We start from the raw sequence: 17,556 nt of genomic DNA, 5'->3' as shown, positions 1-17,556 counted from the left end.
GCGCGCCGTAACAGGCGCGCATCCTATGAAGGGTAAGAAAGATTACTGCGCGAGAGATTCCAGCTTATCTTTAAATGAGGTGACCGAAATCGCGCGGTTATCAGCCAGATAGCGATCTTTGGCTGCCGGCGCAGAGCTTTGTACCGCGATTAACTGCCAGCCTTTATCACTTTTGAGCAGCAGCGGTGAACCACTGTCACCCGGCAGGGTATCACACTGATGCGACAGCACGGCGCGCTGCGCCCAGCCGGTAATCAGGCAATCACTGTGAGAGTAGAGCGTATCCAGATGATCGGCCGGATAGCCTGCCTGCGTCACTTTGCGTCCGGTCAGCTTCAGTGCCGCAGTAAGATCGCTGCGTGAGCCATCGAACAATGGAATGGGCGTAATCGCGGAGGGCGGATTGCGTAAAATTACGATGCCATAATCATAGGGCGCAGCACTGCTCGGCACGATCCAGCCTTCACCATCCGCTTTTAATTTTGATGCCAGCGAGGGTTCAACCCGCGCATCAATATCATGAAGTTCGTAGCGCCAGCCTTTATCACTGGCCATAAATCGCAGCGCAACCGGCTTATCGAAATTACCCGGCGGGGAGAGCAGACAGTGTCCGGCCGTCAGCGCCAGATGCGGAGAGATGAGCGTGGCAGTACAGAGGTTGCCGCTTTCGGTTTCCAGCTGACCAATGGCATCCCAGGGGGCAGCGGTAATATCGGTGATTGCCTGGCGATGATCCTTGCCGAAGAACAGCATCTTAATTTCAGCAGGAGTAGGCGAGTCATCGTCATCATCGGCGTGAACCGTGGTGGCAAAGCTGAAGAGTCCAACCATTAACAGGGTAGCCAGGCGCATAGAAATCTCAATGGCGAGAAAAATTAACGTTATTGTTATTACGTAAGTACGGTAACTATAGTCGGTGAGCGTTGAAAAAGGGAGTTTTATTGGTTAATCAGTACGCTACAGCGGCTAAATAAAAAAACTGGCTGCAACAATGCCACACAGGATCATAACAAGCAGAATAATTTCGAAGCGATAGCGACGCACTATTTCATCCACTCTCGTCATTTCATCCACTCCAGTAAAGAAACACCCGGCAGAACCGGGTGTTTTTAATTATCAACTCGTGGCCGTGCGCTGAAGGCGACCTTAGTTTTTAGCTGCTGGTTTCACAACTTTTTTGTGGTGAACTTTTTTAGCGGCCTGCGCTTTCTGAGCAGGTTTTACCACTTTTTTGTGATGAACTTTCTTAGCAGCCTGGGCTTTCTGAGCCGCTGGCTGAGTTACTTTTTTGTGGTGAACTTTTTTAGCAGCCTGGGCTTTCTGAGCGGCTGGTTTAGTTGCTTTTTTGTGGTGAACTTTTTTAGCGGCCTGCGCTTTCTGTGCAGCAGGTTTTACCGCTTTCTTGTGGTGCACTTTTTTAGCAGCCTGCGCTTTCTGCGCGGCATCTTTTTTCACTGCTTTTTTGTGGTGTTTCTTAGCAGCCTGGGCTTTCTGAGCTGCTTTATGGTGTTTCTTGTGCGCAGTTTTGTGAACGGTTTTAGCCGGTGCTGCAGCGGTAGTAGTAGTTGTTGCGGCTGGCGCAGCAGCTGGAGCAGCTGTGGTGTCAGCAGCGAAAGCAACAGAAGACATACCCATAGCAGCGGCGACAACCAGTGCAAATAATTTTTTCATTGCAAATCCCTCGGAGACTATTTTTTCATGTGTAGCCCACTGCGGGGCCGGTGAAGAGACTATAGGGAAATCAATGAACGGTGTCCGTGGGTGTTTGGTATCGGCGTGTAACCGATTGTACAAAGGCGGGAAAGGGCGATCAGCAGACCGCCCGGAAGCTTAGCTATTCAGGTAGCGTTGTTCAAGATGCTGGCGGAAGAAAGCCGGATTCAGGGCTTCGCCGGTGGCATTGATCAGCAGCTGGTCGGTGGAGAAACGGCTGCCGTGCTGCCAGATGTTCTGTTGCAGCCAGTCAAATACCGGCTGCAGTTCACCGTGCTGAATCAGCTCACTGAGCTGAGGAATGGCGTTCTGTACCGACCGGAACAGCTGTGCGGCATACATCGCGCCAAGCGTATAGGTCGGGAAGTAACCAAATGCGCCGTCGGTCCAGTGGATATCCTGCATACAGCCATCGCGGTAATTACCGCGTGTATCCAGCCCCAGCGACTGCATCATCTTCTCATCCCATAACGCCGGGATGTCCTCAACCTCAATCTCGCCTTCAATCAGCGCCTGCTCGATTTCATAGCGCAGAATGACATGCGCCGGGTAGCTCAGCTCATCGGCGTCAACCCGGATCAGGCCTGGTTTCACCTGCTGAGTCAGGCGCACGAAATTATCCGCCTGCAGGGCGGGCTGTTCGCCAAAGGTCGCGATCACCTGCGGCAGAATGCGCTGCAGGAATTCGCGGCTGCGACCCAGCTGCATCTCCATAAACAGGCTTTGTGATTCATGAATAGCCGTGGAGCGCGCCAGCGCCACCGGCTGACCGCGCCACTGCTGCGGCAGATTCTGCTCATAGCGGGCATGACCGGTTTCGTGAATCACGCCCATCATGGCGCTGAGAAACTCATTCTCGTTGTAACGGGTGGTGATGCGTACATCTTCCGGGACGCCGCCACAGAAGGGATGCGCACTGATGTCGAGGCGGCCATGGTTAAAGTCGAAACCCAGCGTCTCCATAATGCTCAGACCGAGCTGACGCTGCGCTGGAACGGCGAACGGCCCCTGCGGCGTGATAAATGGCTGCTGTGCCTGTTTTTCCACAACCTGCTGCAGCAAAGCGGGCAGCCAGGTTTTCAGCTCGCCAAAGGTTTCATCCAGTCGGGCGCGTGTCATACCCGGCTCATAGAGATCCAGCAGCGCATCGTAACGCGAACAGCCACTGGCGTCAGCGCGACGCTGTGCCTCTTCGCGGCTCAGCCGTACGACTTCTTTGAGGTTGGCGGCAAAGCCCTGCCAGTCGTTAGCGGGACGCTGAGTGCGCCACGCATGTTCACATACGGAACCGGCGATCGATTTGGCTTCCACAAAGTCATCAGGAAGCAGGGTGGCCTGCTGATAGGCGCGCTGCATCTCGTTGAGATTGGCCCGCTCGACATCGTTCAGGGACTGCTGCTCAGCAGCCTTTAGCCACTCACCGACCTGTGGGGCGGTCAGGATCTGGTGCTGCAACACGCTCATTTCGGCCAGTGCTTCACCACGCGCCTGACTGCCGCCTGGCGGCATGGTGGTTTGCATGTCACAGCCAGCGATAGCCGTGACGTGACTGAAACGGGAAAGGCGCTGGAAGGTTTTGGTCAGTTGTTGATACGCTGAGGTCACGTGAGACTCCTTGTGGATTTTAACGCAGCGGAATTTCCCGCAAGGTTAGATCAACCGGCCAGCAAAAGCGAACGCTGGCGCCGCCCAGCGGGCTGGACTCAATGGTTACGTTGCCGCTCAGCGCCTGGGCAATGGAGTGAACAATGGCCAGGCCCAGTCCGCAGCCGCCTGTGGCGCGATCGCGGCTGGGATCAAGCCGGACAAAGGGTTCGAAAACCCGTTCACGTTCGTCGGGCGGAATGCCCGGACCGTCATCTTCCACCTGCAGATACCCGACCGGACCGTCGAACCATAAACTGACGCGCAGCCGCTGCTGCGCATAGCGCAGCGCGTTGTTCACCAGGTTATCCAGCACCCGCTCCATGAGTCGGGTGTCAGAAACACCGATGTTTTCACGCTGCGGCAGGTCAAGGTCAAGTCGTATATCCGGATTGATGGTGCGGAAATCGTCCAGCCGCTCACTCAGCCAGCTGGCCAGATCCAGCGATTTCAGATTCAGATCGACGCGCGGCCGATCAAGACGTGCATAGGTCAGCAGCTCCTCAATCAGGCTTTCAAGCTGGCCGATGTCGCGGTTCAGCGCCACCCGTTCACCATCCGTAAGGTTATCGCTCATCTCCAGCCGGTAGCGCAGGCGCACCAGTGGCGTTCGCAGCTCATGGGCAATACCGTCAATCAGCTGCTTCTTACTGGCGACCAGCGTGTTGATGTTCTCGGCCATCTGATTAAAGGCGATGCCCAGCCGGAACAGGCTGGAGGTGCTGTCGAAATGGGTGCGCACATCCAGCTCGCCCCGGCCAAAGCGCTGTGCCGCTTTTTCCAGGCGCTGCATCTCCTGCCAGTGCGGACGCAGCCAGATAAATACCGGCAGCGCCAGCGACATGCCAATAAACACCAGCAGAGCAATATCCAGCAGTCGCATCTGGTGCAGATAAAAGAGATAGGGAATCGGCCCCACCGATAAGACATAGTGGCTGCGCGGAATATGCTGCAGAAAGGTGTATTGATCGTCGAGCGCGACAATCTCTCCGGCGTGCAACCGGCGCATATTGCTCTCATCGAGCTGATATTTGTTCATCGGCTCAATGTGCAGGTCAAACGACAGGCCGAGATCGAGACTCTTGATAGTTTTGTTCCAGTCACGCGGCGGGATCTCACGCAGTTCGCTGCGGATCAGGTAGAGCGAGCTGGCCATCAGGTCATTCATTGACTGCCGGCCCGCGCGCTCAGCGGTGAACTTATAGACCAGACCCACCAGCAGCGCCATGACAAGAAAGCAGACAAACAGCAGCAGATAGAACTGAATAAAGAGCTTTCTCATAATTCGCGGGTATCCCAGGCCTGGGGGGCGAACAGATAGCCTTTATTGCGGATGGTTTTAATGCGGAACGGCTCGGTAGCGCTGTCGTGGAGCTTTTTACGCAGGCGGGAGATGGCCACGTCGATGCTGCGGTCCAGGCCGTCATAACTGACGCCGCGCAATGTTTTCAGCAGTGCATCCCGGTTAAGCGTCTGACCCGCATGGCTGGCGAGAACCCACAACAGATCGAAATCCGCAGTGGAGAGAGCGATCTGCTCGTCAAACAGCGTCACCTGACGGTTCAGGGCATCAATGGTCAGCGATCCAAAACGCAGCATACGATTCGCGGCAGGCGCAGCAGGCGCATCTTCCGGCTGCCCATGCTGGGACTGGCGCAGATGCAGGCGCAGGCGGGCCAGCAGCACAGCGGGTGGGGTGGTTTTCAGGATGTAATCCTGCGCACCCATCTCCAGGGCCAGAATATGGTTCATGTCGCTGTCCAGTGAGGTAAGCAACACGATCGGTCCCTGCCAGTTGGCCCGCAGGTCGCGACAGATGGTCATGCCATCTTTACCCGGCAACATGATATCCAGCATCACCAGGTCGGGTTGCTGTTCGGCGATAACCGCTTCAGCACGGTCGCCACGTGTTTCAACAATGACTTCAATATCGTGACGGCCAAGATAGGCCGCAATCAGTGAACCCACTTCGGGTTCATCTTCTACATAAACAATTTTGTTCATAGTTCACAGGGCAGAGTCAGGGATGGATGAAAGCATATCTTTTCCTGGTCCTGAGCTCTACGCTATCGCACTAAATATCCAGGGCTTGCTGGTATATATCCGGCAAAATGTGCAATCATTAGCGCGGCCTTATTGCGCCAGGTTTGGGATATTGATGATTACCATGAGGAGCGTTAGTGTGTCTGATAAAGAGCTGGCATCAGCCATATACCCCGACCGCATCTGCTTCAATTACAGTGACTTTCTTTCCGCTTCCTGCAAAAAGCGCTGGAGCTTCGTCGATGCTATTTATGGTGTGATGCCGATATTTGGCATGGTGACACGTAAATCGGCAAACCGTTTACAGGGCAGTGACGACCCGTTAAAAGAATTAGCATTACAAATCATTTCTACTCAGGTCAGCGACGAAATTAACATCGCGCGCCTGATTACTCTCGCAGAACAGCAGCAGATTAGTCGCTTTGATATCCAGCTCCCTTATCCACTTTCGGCGGAGCAGCTGGACGCCATCCACTACGAATATGCGAAGCCGCTGAATCTCACACAGCAGGATGACCTGCTGTGCGTATCCATTCCAGTGCAGTCACACTGAAAACCCTTTCGGGCAGGCTTTACGTCGTCAGCTCCCATACGGCGGGCAATGTCGCGGCAATCAGCAGTCCCATCGCAATCCGCTCCAGCGAGGTCAGCGCAATATCGGCGCGGCCGCCGCGTCGTGCAAACAGGAACAGCAGCAGGCCTGGCGTGTAGAGCACCACTGACATCATCAGGTGCATGGGTCCCGAGGCGTACAACAGCCAGATGCCATACACGCTGGCACCCACACCGATCGCCATCGCCAGCGGCTTATGCTGTCCGCGCACCACTTTGATCAGATATAACCCCACCAGCAGATAGGGTACCAGAATCATCTCCGAGGCGATGGTCAGTAGATTGTTGTAGTCAGCACCGGTCAGGGCAATCAGGATCAGGCAGAGCTGAATACTGCCGTTGGTCAGCCACAGTGAGGCGGCTGGCGCGTTATGGCGGTTTTGCCGGGCGATACTGCGGGGAAAGGCACCCTGTTGTGCGGCAATCAGCGGCACTTCCGCGGCCATAATCGTCCAGCTCAGATAGGCCCCGCACACGGAGACAATCAGACCCACCGCAATCACCGCATCGCCCCAGTTACCCATCAGTCGGGTCATTAATCCGGCCATTGAAGGATTACGCATCTCAGCCAGTTCAGCACGCGGCACCACGCCCAGCGACAGCAGCGTGACCAGCAGATAGACCAGCAGCGCAGCCAGCACGGCAAATAAGGTTGCACGGCCCACATCCTTTTTCTGGCGAGCACGGGCAGAGACGACCACCGCACCTTCGACCCCGATAAAGACCCACAGGGTGATCAGCATGGTCTGCTTAACCTGCTCCCAGAGCGGTTTTCCCAGCGTGACGCCGGAAAAATCGAAGCGGAAACGATTATAGTTGAACGCCATCACCGCCAGTACAATAAACAGCAGCAGCGGCACCAGTTTGCCCAGCGTCGCCATCAGATTGATGCTGGCCGCGGTCTGCACGCCGCGCAGCACCAGCCAGTGAACCAGCCACAGCAGCACAGATGCACCCAGCATCGCCTGCCAGGTGTTGCCATCACCAAAGATAATCCGGTCAGGCGTATCGGTGAAGAAGCTCAGGGCAGAGAAGACAATCACCAGATAGGAGACGTTGGCGATCACCGCGCATAGCCAGTAGCCCCAGGCGGAACAGAACCCCATCAGTTCGCCGAACCCGGCGCGGGCGTAGGTAAAGATGCCGCCGTCCAGCTCGGGCTTAAGGCGGGTCAGCAGTAGCATCGCCAGCGACAGAAAGATAATGCCGACACCGGTAATCAGCCACCCCAGCAACAGCGCCGCCGGGCCAGCCACTGCGGCCATGTTTTGCGGCAGACTGAACACGCCTGCACCCAGCATTGAGCTGAGCACCAGCGCCGTCAGCGCACCGAGACCTAATTTTTTCTCCAAGACAACCTTCCCGCTAGCATATATGGCTGGGTAAACCGGATTTCATCGCTGAGTTATCGCAGCGCAGCGGCAAAATACAGAGACAATATCCGGTAAAACAGGCGGAGGATTTTACGGAGAGTGACAGGGGATGGCAATGCGTGACTATGCAAAACAGCGCAGTAATTATGCAAACAGCAGGGCGGCGGGTGCCGCCCTGAAGGGATTACTTAAACAGGTCAGCGGTAACGGTCAGGTTACCGCCACTCTGGTTCTGCCACTGGCGGGTGACGTGGTAGAACTTCGCACCTTTATCGGCTGCACGCTTCGCCACTTCTTCTGAAATCTCAGTGGGTGTACCGAAGTGTCCGGTGAAGGTGACGGTATCGAACGGCTGCATCTGCGCGGCAGTGATTGCGTTCACTTCCTGTATGGATTTGCCGTTTGGCAGATTCACCGTATAGCGCTTACCGGTTGAGCTTTGGGTTTCGAAGAAACGGCCCACTTTATTGCTTGGTGTTTCAGACGAGGCTACGCCTGGAATCTCGACGTTAGCAGCTGCAGCACCACCGGTTGCCAGCGCGGCTTTGCCTGCTTCTGAATCGGCAGGAATCGCATTCGGTGTCTGTACCTTGCGTTCTTTAGCATCCGCTTTATAGACATAGGCGGTGACATACTGATTGCCGCCGCTGTTGGCATCGATCTGGCGAACGATAAAGAAGGAGGCCGCGCCTTTCTGTTTAGCCGCTTTTGAAATCGCGTCGTTCACATCTGGCTGGCTGGCAAAGAAGCCGCTGACCGAAACGGTATCGAACGGTTCAAGCTTATAGGCTTCTGCTTTTGGCAGTTCGTTGACACCGTTGAAACGACGATAAGTCGTGGACTGCGTGGCTGCCGGGGCATCGGCTTTATAGAGGTCAGCCGTAACGCGCCAGTTACCGCTGTTGCCGTTGCTGTCGTTGATCGCCTGGATGTAATAAGAGGCAGCGCCCATCTGATCTGCACGCTTAGAGACCGCATCGGCTGCGTCGCCAATTGCGTTGAAACGGCCGGTGATATTAATACGTTCGAATGGCTTCAGCGCGGCCGCTTTTTCTGGCGTTAGCTCCTGCGCAGCGAATGCATTGGCTGCCAGCAGAGACAACAGAGTGGACGCCAGAATAGTGTTCTTCAGCTTCATAAAAATAATCCTTCGCCTTACGCAAAAATGAGTACGAAAACGTGCTGGACTCTTGATGTATAACAGATTAGCCGCTGATTATTGCATGTTATAAACAGACTGTCGCAGCGATTTTTTGTGTCAGATCGCGTTATTCAACCATGATTTTTTCATTTGTTTGTCATCAAACGCCGTTATGGCGTGTTTTCGCACGGGTTACCACTAAAAACGGTAACTGTTAGCGCTTAAACAGTTAATGCATTGTTAAACAAAGGTTTTTATTGATGATTAATTCGGCCGGGCACAGTTTTCCTTGGCAGATTATCTGCCTGCAGGACTGTTTCGCAGTGGGATAACGCAGCTTATTTAGCAGAAGCCTGAATAATCATGTGAATGTCACTACCCAGCGTAACCGCTCTGGATCGCTCGTCACATTTTCAGTAGGTTATAAACACTTTGAAATACATGCATTCCGACTATAAGTAGCTGAAACGCTGTTTCAGCTACGCTGTCGTCGTGCAGATTCGGGCCATCATCCTTAACCGATGAAAGGAAACACTATGTTAATTGGAATCCCCAAGGAAAGGTTGCCAAACGAGTCGCGCGTGGCTGCCACGCCAAAGACCGTGGAACAACTCATTAAGCTGGGTTTCAGCGTCACCCTTGAGCATGACGCCGGTCAGCGCGCCAGCTTTGATGATGAAAGCTACAGAGCAGCAGGCGCCACACTCAGCAGTCAGGAACAGGTCTGGCAGTCCGATATCGTTCTGAAGGTGAATGCACCGGATGAGGATGAGATTGCGCTCACCCGTGCCGGCAGCACGCTGGTCAGCTTTATCTGGCCTGCACAGAATCCCGATCTGCTTTCAAAGCTGGCTGCGCGTCAGGTCACGGTTATGGCGATGGACTCAGTGCCGCGTATTTCGCGTGCGCAGTCGCTGGATGCCCTGAGCTCCATGGCGAACATTGCCGGTTATCGCGCTATCGTCGAAGCCGCCCATGAATTTGGTCGTTTCTTTACCGGTCAGATTACTGCAGCCGGTAAAGTGCCACCGGCCAAAGTCATGGTGATTGGGGCCGGAGTGGCGGGACTGGCCGCGATTGGTGCAGCGGGCAGCCTGGGCGCGATTGTCCGGGCCTTTGATACCCGCCCTGAAGTTAAAGAGCAGGTGCAGAGTATGGGCGCCGAATTCCTTGAACTCGATTTCGAAGAGGAAGCGGGCAATGGCGATGGTTACGCCAAAGTCATGTCCGAGGCCTTTATCAAGGCAGAGATGGCGCTGTTTGCCAGTCAGGCCAGAGAAGTCGACATCATTGTCACCACGGCGCTGATCCCAGGTAAACCGGCACCGAAACTGATCACCGAAGAGATGATCGCCAGCATGAAGCCTGGCAGCGTAATTGTTGATCTGGCGGCGCAGACCGGTGGCAACTGTGCGCTGACCGTCGCCGATCAGGTGACCGTGACGCCTAACGGTGTGAAAATCATCGGTTACACCGATCTGCCCAGCCGTCTCGCGACACAATCTTCCCAGCTTTACGGCACCAACCTGGTCAATCTGCTCAAGCTGCTGTGCAAAGAGAAAAATGGCGAAATCCAGGTCGATTTCGACGATGTGGTGGTGCGGGGCGTGACTGTCGTGCGCGAGGGCGAGGTCACCTGGCCGGCACCGCCGATTCAGGTCTCTGCTGCGCCACAGGCTAAACCGGCAGCTCAGAAGCCCGCAGAGAAGGCTGAAGCAAAGCCGGTGTCTCCGTGGCGCAACACCCTGCTGATCGCACTGGCTATCGTTCTGTTTGGCTGCCTGGCCAACGTAGCGCCAGCTGAGTTCCTCTCACACTTTACCGTGTTCGCGCTCTCCTGCGTGGTGGGTTACTACGTGGTCTGGAACGTCAGTCATGCGCTGCATACGCCGCTGATGTCCGTCACCAACGCCATCTCCGGCATTATCGTCATCGGTGCGGTACTGCAGATGGGCCACGGTGGTTGGGTCACCTTTATCTCCTTTATTGCCGTGCTGATTGCCAGCATCAATATCTTTGGTGGCTTTACCGTCACCCAGCGCATGCTGAAAATGTTTCGTAAGGGGTAACACATGTCTGGCGGATTAGTCACTGCAGCCTATATTGTGGCTGCAATTCTGTTCATCTGTAGCCTTGCGGGTCTCTCACGTCACGAGACCTCAAAGCGCGGGAATATTTTTGGTATCAGCGGCATGGCAATTGCGCTGGTTGCCACCATCTTTGGCCCGGACAGCGGAAACGTCGTCTGGATCCTGCTGGCGATGGTCATTGGCGGCGCTATCGGGATTCGTCTGGCGAAGAAAGTCGAAATGACAGAAATGCCGGAACTGGTCGCGATTCTGCACAGCTTTGTCGGTCTGGCCGCCGTGCTGGTGGGTATTAACAGCTACATCGACCACGCGCCTGGCCTGCCAGCCGTGATGGAGAATATCCATCTGAGCGAAGTGTTTATCGGTATCTTCATCGGTGCTGTCACCTTCACCGGCTCGCTGGTAGCGTTTGGCAAGCTGTGCGGCAAAATCTCTTCAAAACCGCTGGCGTTACCCCATCGTCATAAGCTGAATCTGCTGGCGCTGGTCGTTTCGTTCCTGCTGTTGCTGTGGTTTGTTAACACCAGCAGCACGGGTGCTCAGGTGTTTGCACTGCTCCTGATGATGGTGATTGCGCTGGCGTTTGGCTGGCATCTGGTTGCCTCTATTGGCGGCGCGGATATGCCTGTTGTGGTCTCAATGCTGAACTCCTATTCAGGCTGGGCTGCGGCCGCAGCGGGTTTCATGCTGAGCAACGATCTGCTGATTGTAACCGGTGCGCTGGTGGGTTCGTCGGGTGCAATTCTCTCCTACATCATGTGCAAAGCGATGAACCGTTCGTTCATCAGCGTGATTGCGGGCGGGTTTGGCACGGAAGTCAGCAGCGGCGATGAAAGTCAGGAAGCGGGCGAGCATCGTGAGATCACGCCTGAAGAAACTGCAGAGATGCTCAAGGCATCCAGCTCGGTGATCATCACCCCAGGCTACGGTATGGCAGTGGCGCAGGCGCAGTACCCGGTCGCGGAAATGACTGCCCGGTTGCGTGCGCTCGGCATCAACGTGCGCTTCGGCATTCATCCGGTGGCAGGGCGCTTACCAGGTCACATGAACGTGCTGCTGGCCGAGGCCAAAGTGCCTTACGACGTGGTGCTGGAGATGGACGAAATCAACGATGACTTCAGCGACACCGACACGGTGCTGGTCATTGGTGCCAACGATACGGTTAACCCGGCAGCGCAGGATGATCCCCGCAGTCCGATTGCCGGCATGCCGGTGCTGGAAGTGTGGAAAGCGCACAACGTGGTGGTGTTTAAACGCTCAATGAATACCGGCTATGCCGGGGTGCAGAACCCGCTGTTCTTCAAAGAGAATAGTCAGATGCTGTTTGGCGATGCCAAAGCCAGCGTAGAAGCCATTCTTAAAGCGCTGTAATAAAAAAGGGCGGCTAATCAGCCGCCCGCAGACAGCTGACGAACCCAAATCAGGGTGAGTCTGGCAGCAATGAACAAGCTCAATGCGAAGGGAACACGGTCAGAGGAAGAAAGCGTCCCGCGCCACGGACGGCGCGGGACGAGCGGGCCATGGATGGCGGTTTTTGCGTCTTTCTGATCTGACCGTGTTCCCTTAGCTGGCTCGGACTTACCGCTACCGGGCCGGACTTTGTCAACAATCTCTGGGCGGCTAATCAGCCGCCCTTTTTCTGTCAGAGGATAATCAATCCTCCTCATCCTCTTCATCATCCAGGTCAATCGGCGATTTGAAATCGTCAGGCTTAAGCGCCAGGAGATCGCAGCGCAGATGATCAATCACCTGTTCCGCCGTATTACCCAGGAACGCTGCCGACAGGCCGGTGCGTCCTATGGTACCTAATACCACTACACCAGCACCGAGATGCGCCGCCAGATCCGGGATGACTTCTTCCGGCAGGCCTTTAGCCACATGGGTGAACTCTTCACTAATCGAGAACTTCTGCCGCAGCGCTTTCATCGCCACCAGATGCTGACCACGAATCGCATCGTTATAGACGCTGGGATCAAAGTCCGGCAGCTCGATAGCGATGTTGATAGGGGTAATCGGGTAAGCACCGACCAGGTGAACTTCGGTCTGATTCACTTTTTCTGCCAGTTTGACCGTTTCACGAATCAGCTTCTGATTCAGGCCATCATGATGTGGCTCTTCACTGGCAAGATTGACCGCGACAATGGCTTTACCGCCTTCCGGCCACGGCTGATCTTTGACCATCCAGACCGGGCACGGGCATTTACGCAGCAGGTGCCAGTCGGTCGGCGTGAAGATGACCGATTCAAGCCGGTCATGCTGATGGGCCATCTTCAGCACCAGATCGTGCTGATGGGCAAGCACTTCCTGGATGATGGCCTCAAAAGGACGGTTGTGCCAGATCACTTTGATGTCAATTTCGACACCGGCATCCAGATAAGCGCGGGCCTGCTCACGGATCCACTCAGTGCGCTGGCTGATGACGCCCTGGCGCATTGACGCGCGCTCATCTGGCGAAAGCAGGGTGGTCATCTCATATGAGAAATCATAGATAGGCAGGAAAGCTTTAATCCTTCCGCCAATGCGTTGATTCAGATAGACCGCACGTCGCAGCGCGGGCTGATCGTCTTGCTGGGCATCAATGGCGACCAGAATATTTTGGTACTGGGACATGAGGCGTTCTCCTTAAACCAGAGCGACTGGAATAAAGATAGCCTATGTTGCACAGCGGAAGAAGGGAAAAAGTTACTGCCGGATCAACAAAATAAGATTTATTGATCCGGCTGCGGATCAGGCGGCCTGATGGCTCTGACCGGCTAACTCTTCCAGCAGGGCGTGGTTTTCAATAGTGATGTATTTGCCTTTCACCGCCAGCATGCCGGACTTCTGGAAACGACCCAGCAGGCGGCTGATCGTTTCAACCGTCAGGCCCAGGTAATTACCAATGTCACCACGTGTCATGGTGAGGCGGAATTCACGTTGTGAAAAACCGCGCTGGCCGAAACGACGGGACAGGTTCCAGATAAACGCCGCCAGGCGCTCTTCAGCATTTTTCTTCGACAGCAGCAGGATCATATCCTGATCGCCTTTGATTTCACCGCTCATCAGACGCATCATCTGCTGACGCAGGGCAGGCATTTTTCCTGACAGGTCATCCAGGGTTTCAAACGGAATTTCACAGACCATTGCCGTTTCCAGCGCCTGCGCAAAGCTGGGATGGCTGGAACCCATGATGGCATCAAAGCCGACTAAATCGCCCGCCAGATGAAAACCGGTGATTTGCTCATCACCCTGTTCGGTAATGGTGTAACTTTTGATCGTGCCGGAACGAATCGCATACAGGGATTTCAGTTCGTCGCCTGCTTTAAAAAGGGTTTGCCCTTTCTGGATCGGTTTTTTACGCTCAATGATATTGTCGAGCTGATCCAGCTCATGTTCATTTAACGTGAAGGGGATGCAGAGCTGACTGATGCTGCAATCCTGGCAGTGAATGGCACAACCGCCCGACTGAATACGACGAATGCTGCGTTTTTCAGGGATCATAATGGTTTGCTCGACGATTATTGACTGGGGTCAATTTTAACATTTTTTGTGCTGAAGGGAACTCATCCGAGCAGTTTTACACCCACAAACATTATGGATGAAGCACACATCGACAAACGCTGATGTGACGGGCTTCTCAGAATGCCGCTACGGTTGACTGTCACGAAAAGTTTCCGTTTTTGTGATCTGTCACCCCTATTTTCATCGGCGGCAACATGGGTTAACGCGGGGTAGTCCGGTGATTACAGCTTTTGCTACGCTAACTGTTCAGGCCTGTTTTACCGGCTCCATCAATTTTAATCAGGTGTGAGAAAACCATGAACCTTGATGATAACGAACTCTTTCGGGATGCCATGGGCGATGTCACGCCGTTAAAAGACACCACCACAACCTTATGGCTTAAGTCGCCCTCGACAAAAGCACCACGCAAACCGCCAGGAGAGACAGAGCAGGAGAATTTCCTGACACGGGGTTATCTGGAGATTGTCCCGCTTAACACACCGCTGGAGTATAAAGCCGACGGCATACAGCAGGGTATTCTGGATAAACTGCGTCGGGGTGAGTACAAACTGGATGCCAGTCTCAACCTGTTGCGGCAACCGGTGGAGACCTGCCGTCAGGCCCTGTTCAGCTTCATGATGCAGGCACAAAAGCAGGACTTACGAAATCTGCTCATTATTCATGGTAAGGGCCGTGATGATGAATCCCATGCCAATATTGTGCGCAGCTATCTGGCGCGCTGGTTACAGCAGTTTGATGACGTACAGACCTTTTGCGTGGCCCAGACCCGCCATGGCGGAGCCGGGGCGCTCTATGTGGGATTGCGGAAAAGCGATAAGGCACGCCTTGAGAACCGCGAGCGGCATGCCAAACGCAGCCGCTAGCTGTGAAACTTGCGGATGGTGGACATTAACACCTCGGCACTCAGGCTCAACTCTGCGCCAGTCCGGGTAATGATGCCCACCGGCTCGCCTGGCCCGGAGGAGTTAATCGGCAGCGCACAGACCGCGTTATGGCTAAGATCCTCTTTAATCGCGCCAGACGGCACGAACCAGATGTAGTCGTAGCGGAGTGCCAGCTGACGCGCCAGTGAAGTCGACGACGTTTCAATGCAGTGGGGTGGCAACGTACAGCCTTGTTCATCCAGCATCTGCTGCGCAATCCGGCGCGGTGCGGTGCCCTCGGGGGAAATCACCACCGGCCACTGCATCGCCCGCGACAGCGTGACATTGTCACTTAAAAGCGGGTGTTCAGGTCTTACTACCAGCTTCAATGACTCCAGAAACAGCAGTTCATAGGTCAGCCCGGTCATCATGTCGCTGTCCGCCATCCGGCCAATGCCGATGTCGAACTCGCCGCCGCGTAATCCCGCCAGTAACACATTGTTATGCAGCGTCGCCACCTGAATGGTGGTGTTAGGCTGCAGCTGATGAAAACGATCAAGGATACGGGGCAGCATACCCATTGCGGCGGTGGTTAATGCACCCAGCCGGATAATCACCGGCGCATCACCCGGCTGCTCATTAAAGCTCTGCCCGGCATGGTTCAGTGCGTCAAGCACCCGCACAGCATGGGTCAGAAACTGTTCTCCCATCGTGGTGAGCTGAGCGCCCAGGCGGCCACGCTCAAACAGTCGCACCCCCGTCAGCTCTTCCAGCTCATTCAGGGTTTTGGACAGGGCAGGCTGACTCAGGCTTAGCGTCTCTGCCGCACGGCCCAGTGTGCCTTGCTGCGCGACCGCAACAAAGGTATGTAGATGGCGCAAGCGAATGCGCTGATTGAAAAGGATATTTTTTTCCATACCCTAAACTTAATGAGAATGACCGCCTTCAGGCAACTGTTAAAAATGAATTCTGTTAACTTTGCTGCAAATTTATTTTAACAAACAGGGCAGAATGGCAACTTTATCCGTTAACTCTCTGATTAAAGAGCGCTCGACTCAGTTTATTACTAACTCAGAGGTTCCTGAGAGTACGCGATATCAAGAGCTTAAAGGCCTAAAGTTGAATAATTCTCACTATCATATAAAAATCTGACCGCTTAAGGTTAACGATGGGCTATCATAAGCGCCGTTTTTTTTACTTAATCTGATGCCAGATTGCGCTATTGCCAGGGAGTGTCCATTGACCAGCATCGGGGCGGTAGATGTCCGCCAGCTTATCAACCAGCAGAGCCTGAGCCACTGGCAAAAACGGCTCATTGCGCTCTGTTTTATTGTGGTGGCACTCGATGGCATGGACATTGCGATCATGGGATTTATTGCGCCAACGCTTAAAGCTGCATGGGGCGTAACCAATCACCAGCTCGGGGTCGTCATCAGCGCAGCATTAATCGGGCTGGCGCTGGGTGCCATGGTGGCGGGGCCGCTGGCTGACCGCTATGGCCGTCGCATGATGATTATCCTCAGCGTTTTCTTTTTTGGTCTCTGGACACTGGCAACAGCGCTGTCTCAGAACATCGAACAGATGATGCTGTTCCGCTTCCTGACCGGTCTGGGACTCGGTGCGGCAATGCCGAACGTCGGCACGCTGGTGGCGGAATATGCGCCTGAGCGGAGACGGGCTTTCATTATCACGGTCGTGTTCTGCGGATTTACCTTTGGTGCCGCCAGCGGCGGATTTGCCGCGTCCTGGCTGTTACCACGCTATAACTGGCACTCGGTGTTGCTGCTGGGCGGCATTCTGCCGCTGATGGTGTTGCCCTTTTTGATCCGTGGCCTGCCGGAGTCAGTGCGGTTTCTTATCAGTCGTGGCGCATCCGCTGCCCGCATTCACGCTATCCTCGAACGGATGATGCCGGGCAAAACCGCGCCCGATTGTGCATTTCACGCGCCTGAAGCGACATTACCCGCAGGCGGCGCGATTAGCACGGTGCTGTCGCGCCGTTATCTGTTTGGCAGCACAATGCTGTGGGGCGGCTATTTCATGGGACTGTTCATGGTCTACCTGATTGGCAGCTGGCTGCCATCTCTGGTGAATACCCTGGGCATGTCAGTTACCGAAGCGGCGATTATTACTGCCATGTATCAGGCAGGCGGAACGCTGGGCTCACTCTTTGCGGGCTGGATGATGGATCGCTTCAACGCCAACCTGGCGCTGGCCGCGATCTACGGCTGCGGCGGACTGTTTATTGTGGCACTTGGCTTTTCGCCCGCCGAAGTAGGCATGATGAGCGCGATCGCCTTTTGCAGCGGCTTCTGTTTTAACGGTGCCAATACCGGCATGAATGCCTTATCTGCCAGCTACTATCCTACTCACGCACGCGCTACGGGCTCCAGCTGGATGCATGGCGTGGGTCGCATCGGCGCAATTCTGAGCGCCTTTGTGGGTGCAGAGATGATGTCACTTGGCTGGTCTTTCAGCGTTATTTTTCTGCTGCTGGCGATACCGGCTGTGATCACCACCTTGATGCTGCTGTTAAAAAACCGCTACGGCTTTAAGCCGATCACAGATTCGTGATT

The 17,556-nt window shown here is 54.8% G+C and carries 15 protein-coding genes; 5 read left to right on the top strand and 10 right to left on the bottom strand.

Annotated elements, in window-relative coordinates; genetic code table 11:
* Positions 1-42: 42 nt before the first annotated feature.
* From FA92_RS08690 to rstA, 5 genes are all read right to left on the bottom strand, one after another.
* Positions 43-852 (bottom strand): serine protease, encoded by an 810-nt coding sequence (locus FA92_RS08690; protein ID WP_008925243.1) that lies wholly within the window; start codon positions 850-852, stop codon positions 43-45.
* Positions 853-1,146: 294 nt separating this feature from the next.
* On the bottom strand, positions 1,147-1,671 hold the full coding sequence (asr, locus tag FA92_RS08685; protein WP_013357956.1) for an acid resistance repetitive basic protein Asr: 525 nt from the start codon (positions 1,669-1,671) through the stop codon (positions 1,147-1,149).
* Between the two features lie 159 nt (positions 1,672-1,830).
* Positions 1,831-3,318: a carboxypeptidase M32 gene (locus FA92_RS08680; RefSeq protein ID WP_033783191.1), complete on the bottom strand. Its 1,488-nt coding sequence runs from the start codon at positions 3,316-3,318 to the stop codon at positions 1,831-1,833.
* A 19-nt stretch (positions 3,319-3,337) separates the two neighbouring features.
* Entirely contained in the window at positions 3,338-4,639 is a 1,302-nt protein-coding gene (rstB, locus tag FA92_RS08675) for a two-component system sensor histidine kinase RstB (protein WP_033783189.1), read from the bottom strand.
* A complete protein-coding gene (rstA, locus tag FA92_RS08670; RefSeq protein WP_013357953.1) occupies positions 4,636-5,361 on the bottom strand; it encodes a two-component system response regulator RstA in 726 nt (241 codons plus the stop codon). Before rstA ends, rstB begins: the two co-directional genes overlap by 4 nt.
* Positions 5,362-5,539: 178 nt before the next feature.
* On the opposite strand from rstA, the gene FA92_RS08665 reads away from it, so the two are divergent.
* Positions 5,540-5,953, top strand: coding sequence for a hypothetical protein (locus FA92_RS08665; protein WP_033783187.1), 414 nt, complete (start codon positions 5,540-5,542; stop codon positions 5,951-5,953).
* A gap of 19 nt (positions 5,954-5,972) precedes the next feature.
* On the opposite strand, the gene FA92_RS08660 is transcribed toward FA92_RS08665, so the two are convergent.
* Complete coding sequence (locus tag FA92_RS08660) at positions 5,973-7,364, bottom strand: basic amino acid/polyamine antiporter (protein ID WP_033783186.1); 1,392 nt, start codon at positions 7,362-7,364, stop codon at positions 5,973-5,975.
* Positions 7,365-7,569: 205 nt separating this feature from the next.
* The gene (ydgH, locus tag FA92_RS08655) at positions 7,570-8,523 is read right to left on the bottom strand and encodes a DUF1471 family protein YdgH (protein ID WP_033783185.1); all 954 of its coding nucleotides are present in this window, start codon (positions 8,521-8,523) and stop codon (positions 7,570-7,572) included.
* A gap of 539 nt (positions 8,524-9,062) precedes the next feature.
* Between ydgH and pntA the strand changes: the two genes are divergently transcribed.
* Positions 9,063-10,595 carry a Re/Si-specific NAD(P)(+) transhydrogenase subunit alpha gene (gene pntA / locus FA92_RS08650; protein ID WP_033783183.1) on the top strand — a complete coding sequence of 511 codons (1,533 nt, stop codon included), beginning with the start codon at positions 9,063-9,065 and terminating at the stop codon, positions 10,593-10,595.
* 3 nt (positions 10,596-10,598) lie between these two features.
* Complete coding sequence (gene pntB, locus FA92_RS08645; RefSeq protein ID WP_033783181.1) at positions 10,599-11,987, top strand: Re/Si-specific NAD(P)(+) transhydrogenase subunit beta; 1,389 nt, start codon at positions 10,599-10,601, stop codon at positions 11,985-11,987.
* 282 nt (positions 11,988-12,269) lie between these two features.
* Here pntB and uspE read toward each other — a convergent pair whose 3' ends face one another.
* Positions 12,270-13,226, bottom strand: coding sequence for a universal stress protein UspE (gene uspE, locus FA92_RS08635; RefSeq protein WP_033783178.1), 957 nt, complete (start codon positions 13,224-13,226; stop codon positions 12,270-12,272).
* Positions 13,227-13,343: 117 nt separating this feature from the next.
* On the bottom strand, positions 13,344-14,096 hold the full coding sequence (locus FA92_RS08630; protein WP_010244686.1) for an FNR family transcription factor: 753 nt from the start codon (positions 14,094-14,096) through the stop codon (positions 13,344-13,346).
* 317 nt (positions 14,097-14,413) lie between these two features.
* Between FA92_RS08630 and smrA the strand changes: the two genes are divergently transcribed.
* Positions 14,414-14,980 (top strand): DNA endonuclease SmrA, encoded by a 567-nt coding sequence (gene smrA, locus FA92_RS08625; protein ID WP_033783177.1) that lies wholly within the window; start codon positions 14,414-14,416, stop codon positions 14,978-14,980.
* Here smrA and FA92_RS08620 read toward each other — a convergent pair.
* Complete coding sequence (locus FA92_RS08620) at positions 14,977-15,897, bottom strand: LysR substrate-binding domain-containing protein (protein ID WP_003853723.1); 921 nt, start codon at positions 15,895-15,897, stop codon at positions 14,977-14,979. The genes smrA and FA92_RS08620 overlap by 4 nt on opposite strands.
* A gap of 322 nt (positions 15,898-16,219) precedes the next feature.
* Between FA92_RS08620 and FA92_RS08615 the strand changes: the two genes are divergently transcribed.
* Positions 16,220-17,554 carry an aromatic acid/H+ symport family MFS transporter gene (locus FA92_RS08615; RefSeq protein ID WP_033783176.1) on the top strand — a complete coding sequence of 445 codons (1,335 nt, stop codon included), beginning with the start codon at positions 16,220-16,222 and terminating at the stop codon, positions 17,552-17,554.
* Positions 17,555-17,556: the final 2 nt, after the last annotated feature.

Source organism: Pantoea sp. 9140 (assembly GCF_000745295.1).
In the GTDB taxonomy this organism is placed as follows: domain Bacteria; phylum Pseudomonadota; class Gammaproteobacteria; order Enterobacterales; family Enterobacteriaceae; genus Pantoea; species Pantoea vagans.
Note: the sequence above shows the minus strand (reverse complement) of the source record. Positions and strands in the feature narration are given on the sequence as shown.

Coding starts and splice junctions, on each gene's coding strand:
- rstA (WP_013357953.1), bottom strand. CDS start 5,361: ATGAACAAAATTGTTTATGTAGAAGATGAACCCGAAGTGGGTTCACTG.
- FA92_RS08630 (WP_010244686.1), bottom strand. CDS start 14,096: ATGATCCCTGAAAAACGCAGCATTCGTCGTATTCAGTCGGGCGGTTGT.
- uspE (WP_033783178.1), bottom strand. CDS start 13,226: ATGTCCCAGTACCAAAATATTCTGGTCGCCATTGATGCCCAGCAAGAC.
- FA92_RS08690 (WP_008925243.1), bottom strand. CDS start 852: ATGCGCCTGGCTACCCTGTTAATGGTTGGACTCTTCAGCTTTGCCACC.
- rstB (WP_033783189.1), bottom strand. CDS start 4,639: ATGAGAAAGCTCTTTATTCAGTTCTATCTGCTGCTGTTTGTCTGCTTT.
- pntB (WP_033783181.1), top strand. CDS start 10,599: ATGTCTGGCGGATTAGTCACTGCAGCCTATATTGTGGCTGCAATTCTG.
- asr (WP_013357956.1), bottom strand. CDS start 1,671: ATGAAAAAATTATTTGCACTGGTTGTCGCCGCTGCTATGGGTATGTCT.
- pntA (WP_033783183.1), top strand. CDS start 9,063: ATGTTAATTGGAATCCCCAAGGAAAGGTTGCCAAACGAGTCGCGCGTG.
- FA92_RS08620 (WP_003853723.1), bottom strand. CDS start 15,897: ATGGAAAAAAATATCCTTTTCAATCAGCGCATTCGCTTGCGCCATCTA.
- ydgH (WP_033783185.1), bottom strand. CDS start 8,523: ATGAAGCTGAAGAACACTATTCTGGCGTCCACTCTGTTGTCTCTGCTG.
- smrA (WP_033783177.1), top strand. CDS start 14,414: ATGAACCTTGATGATAACGAACTCTTTCGGGATGCCATGGGCGATGTC.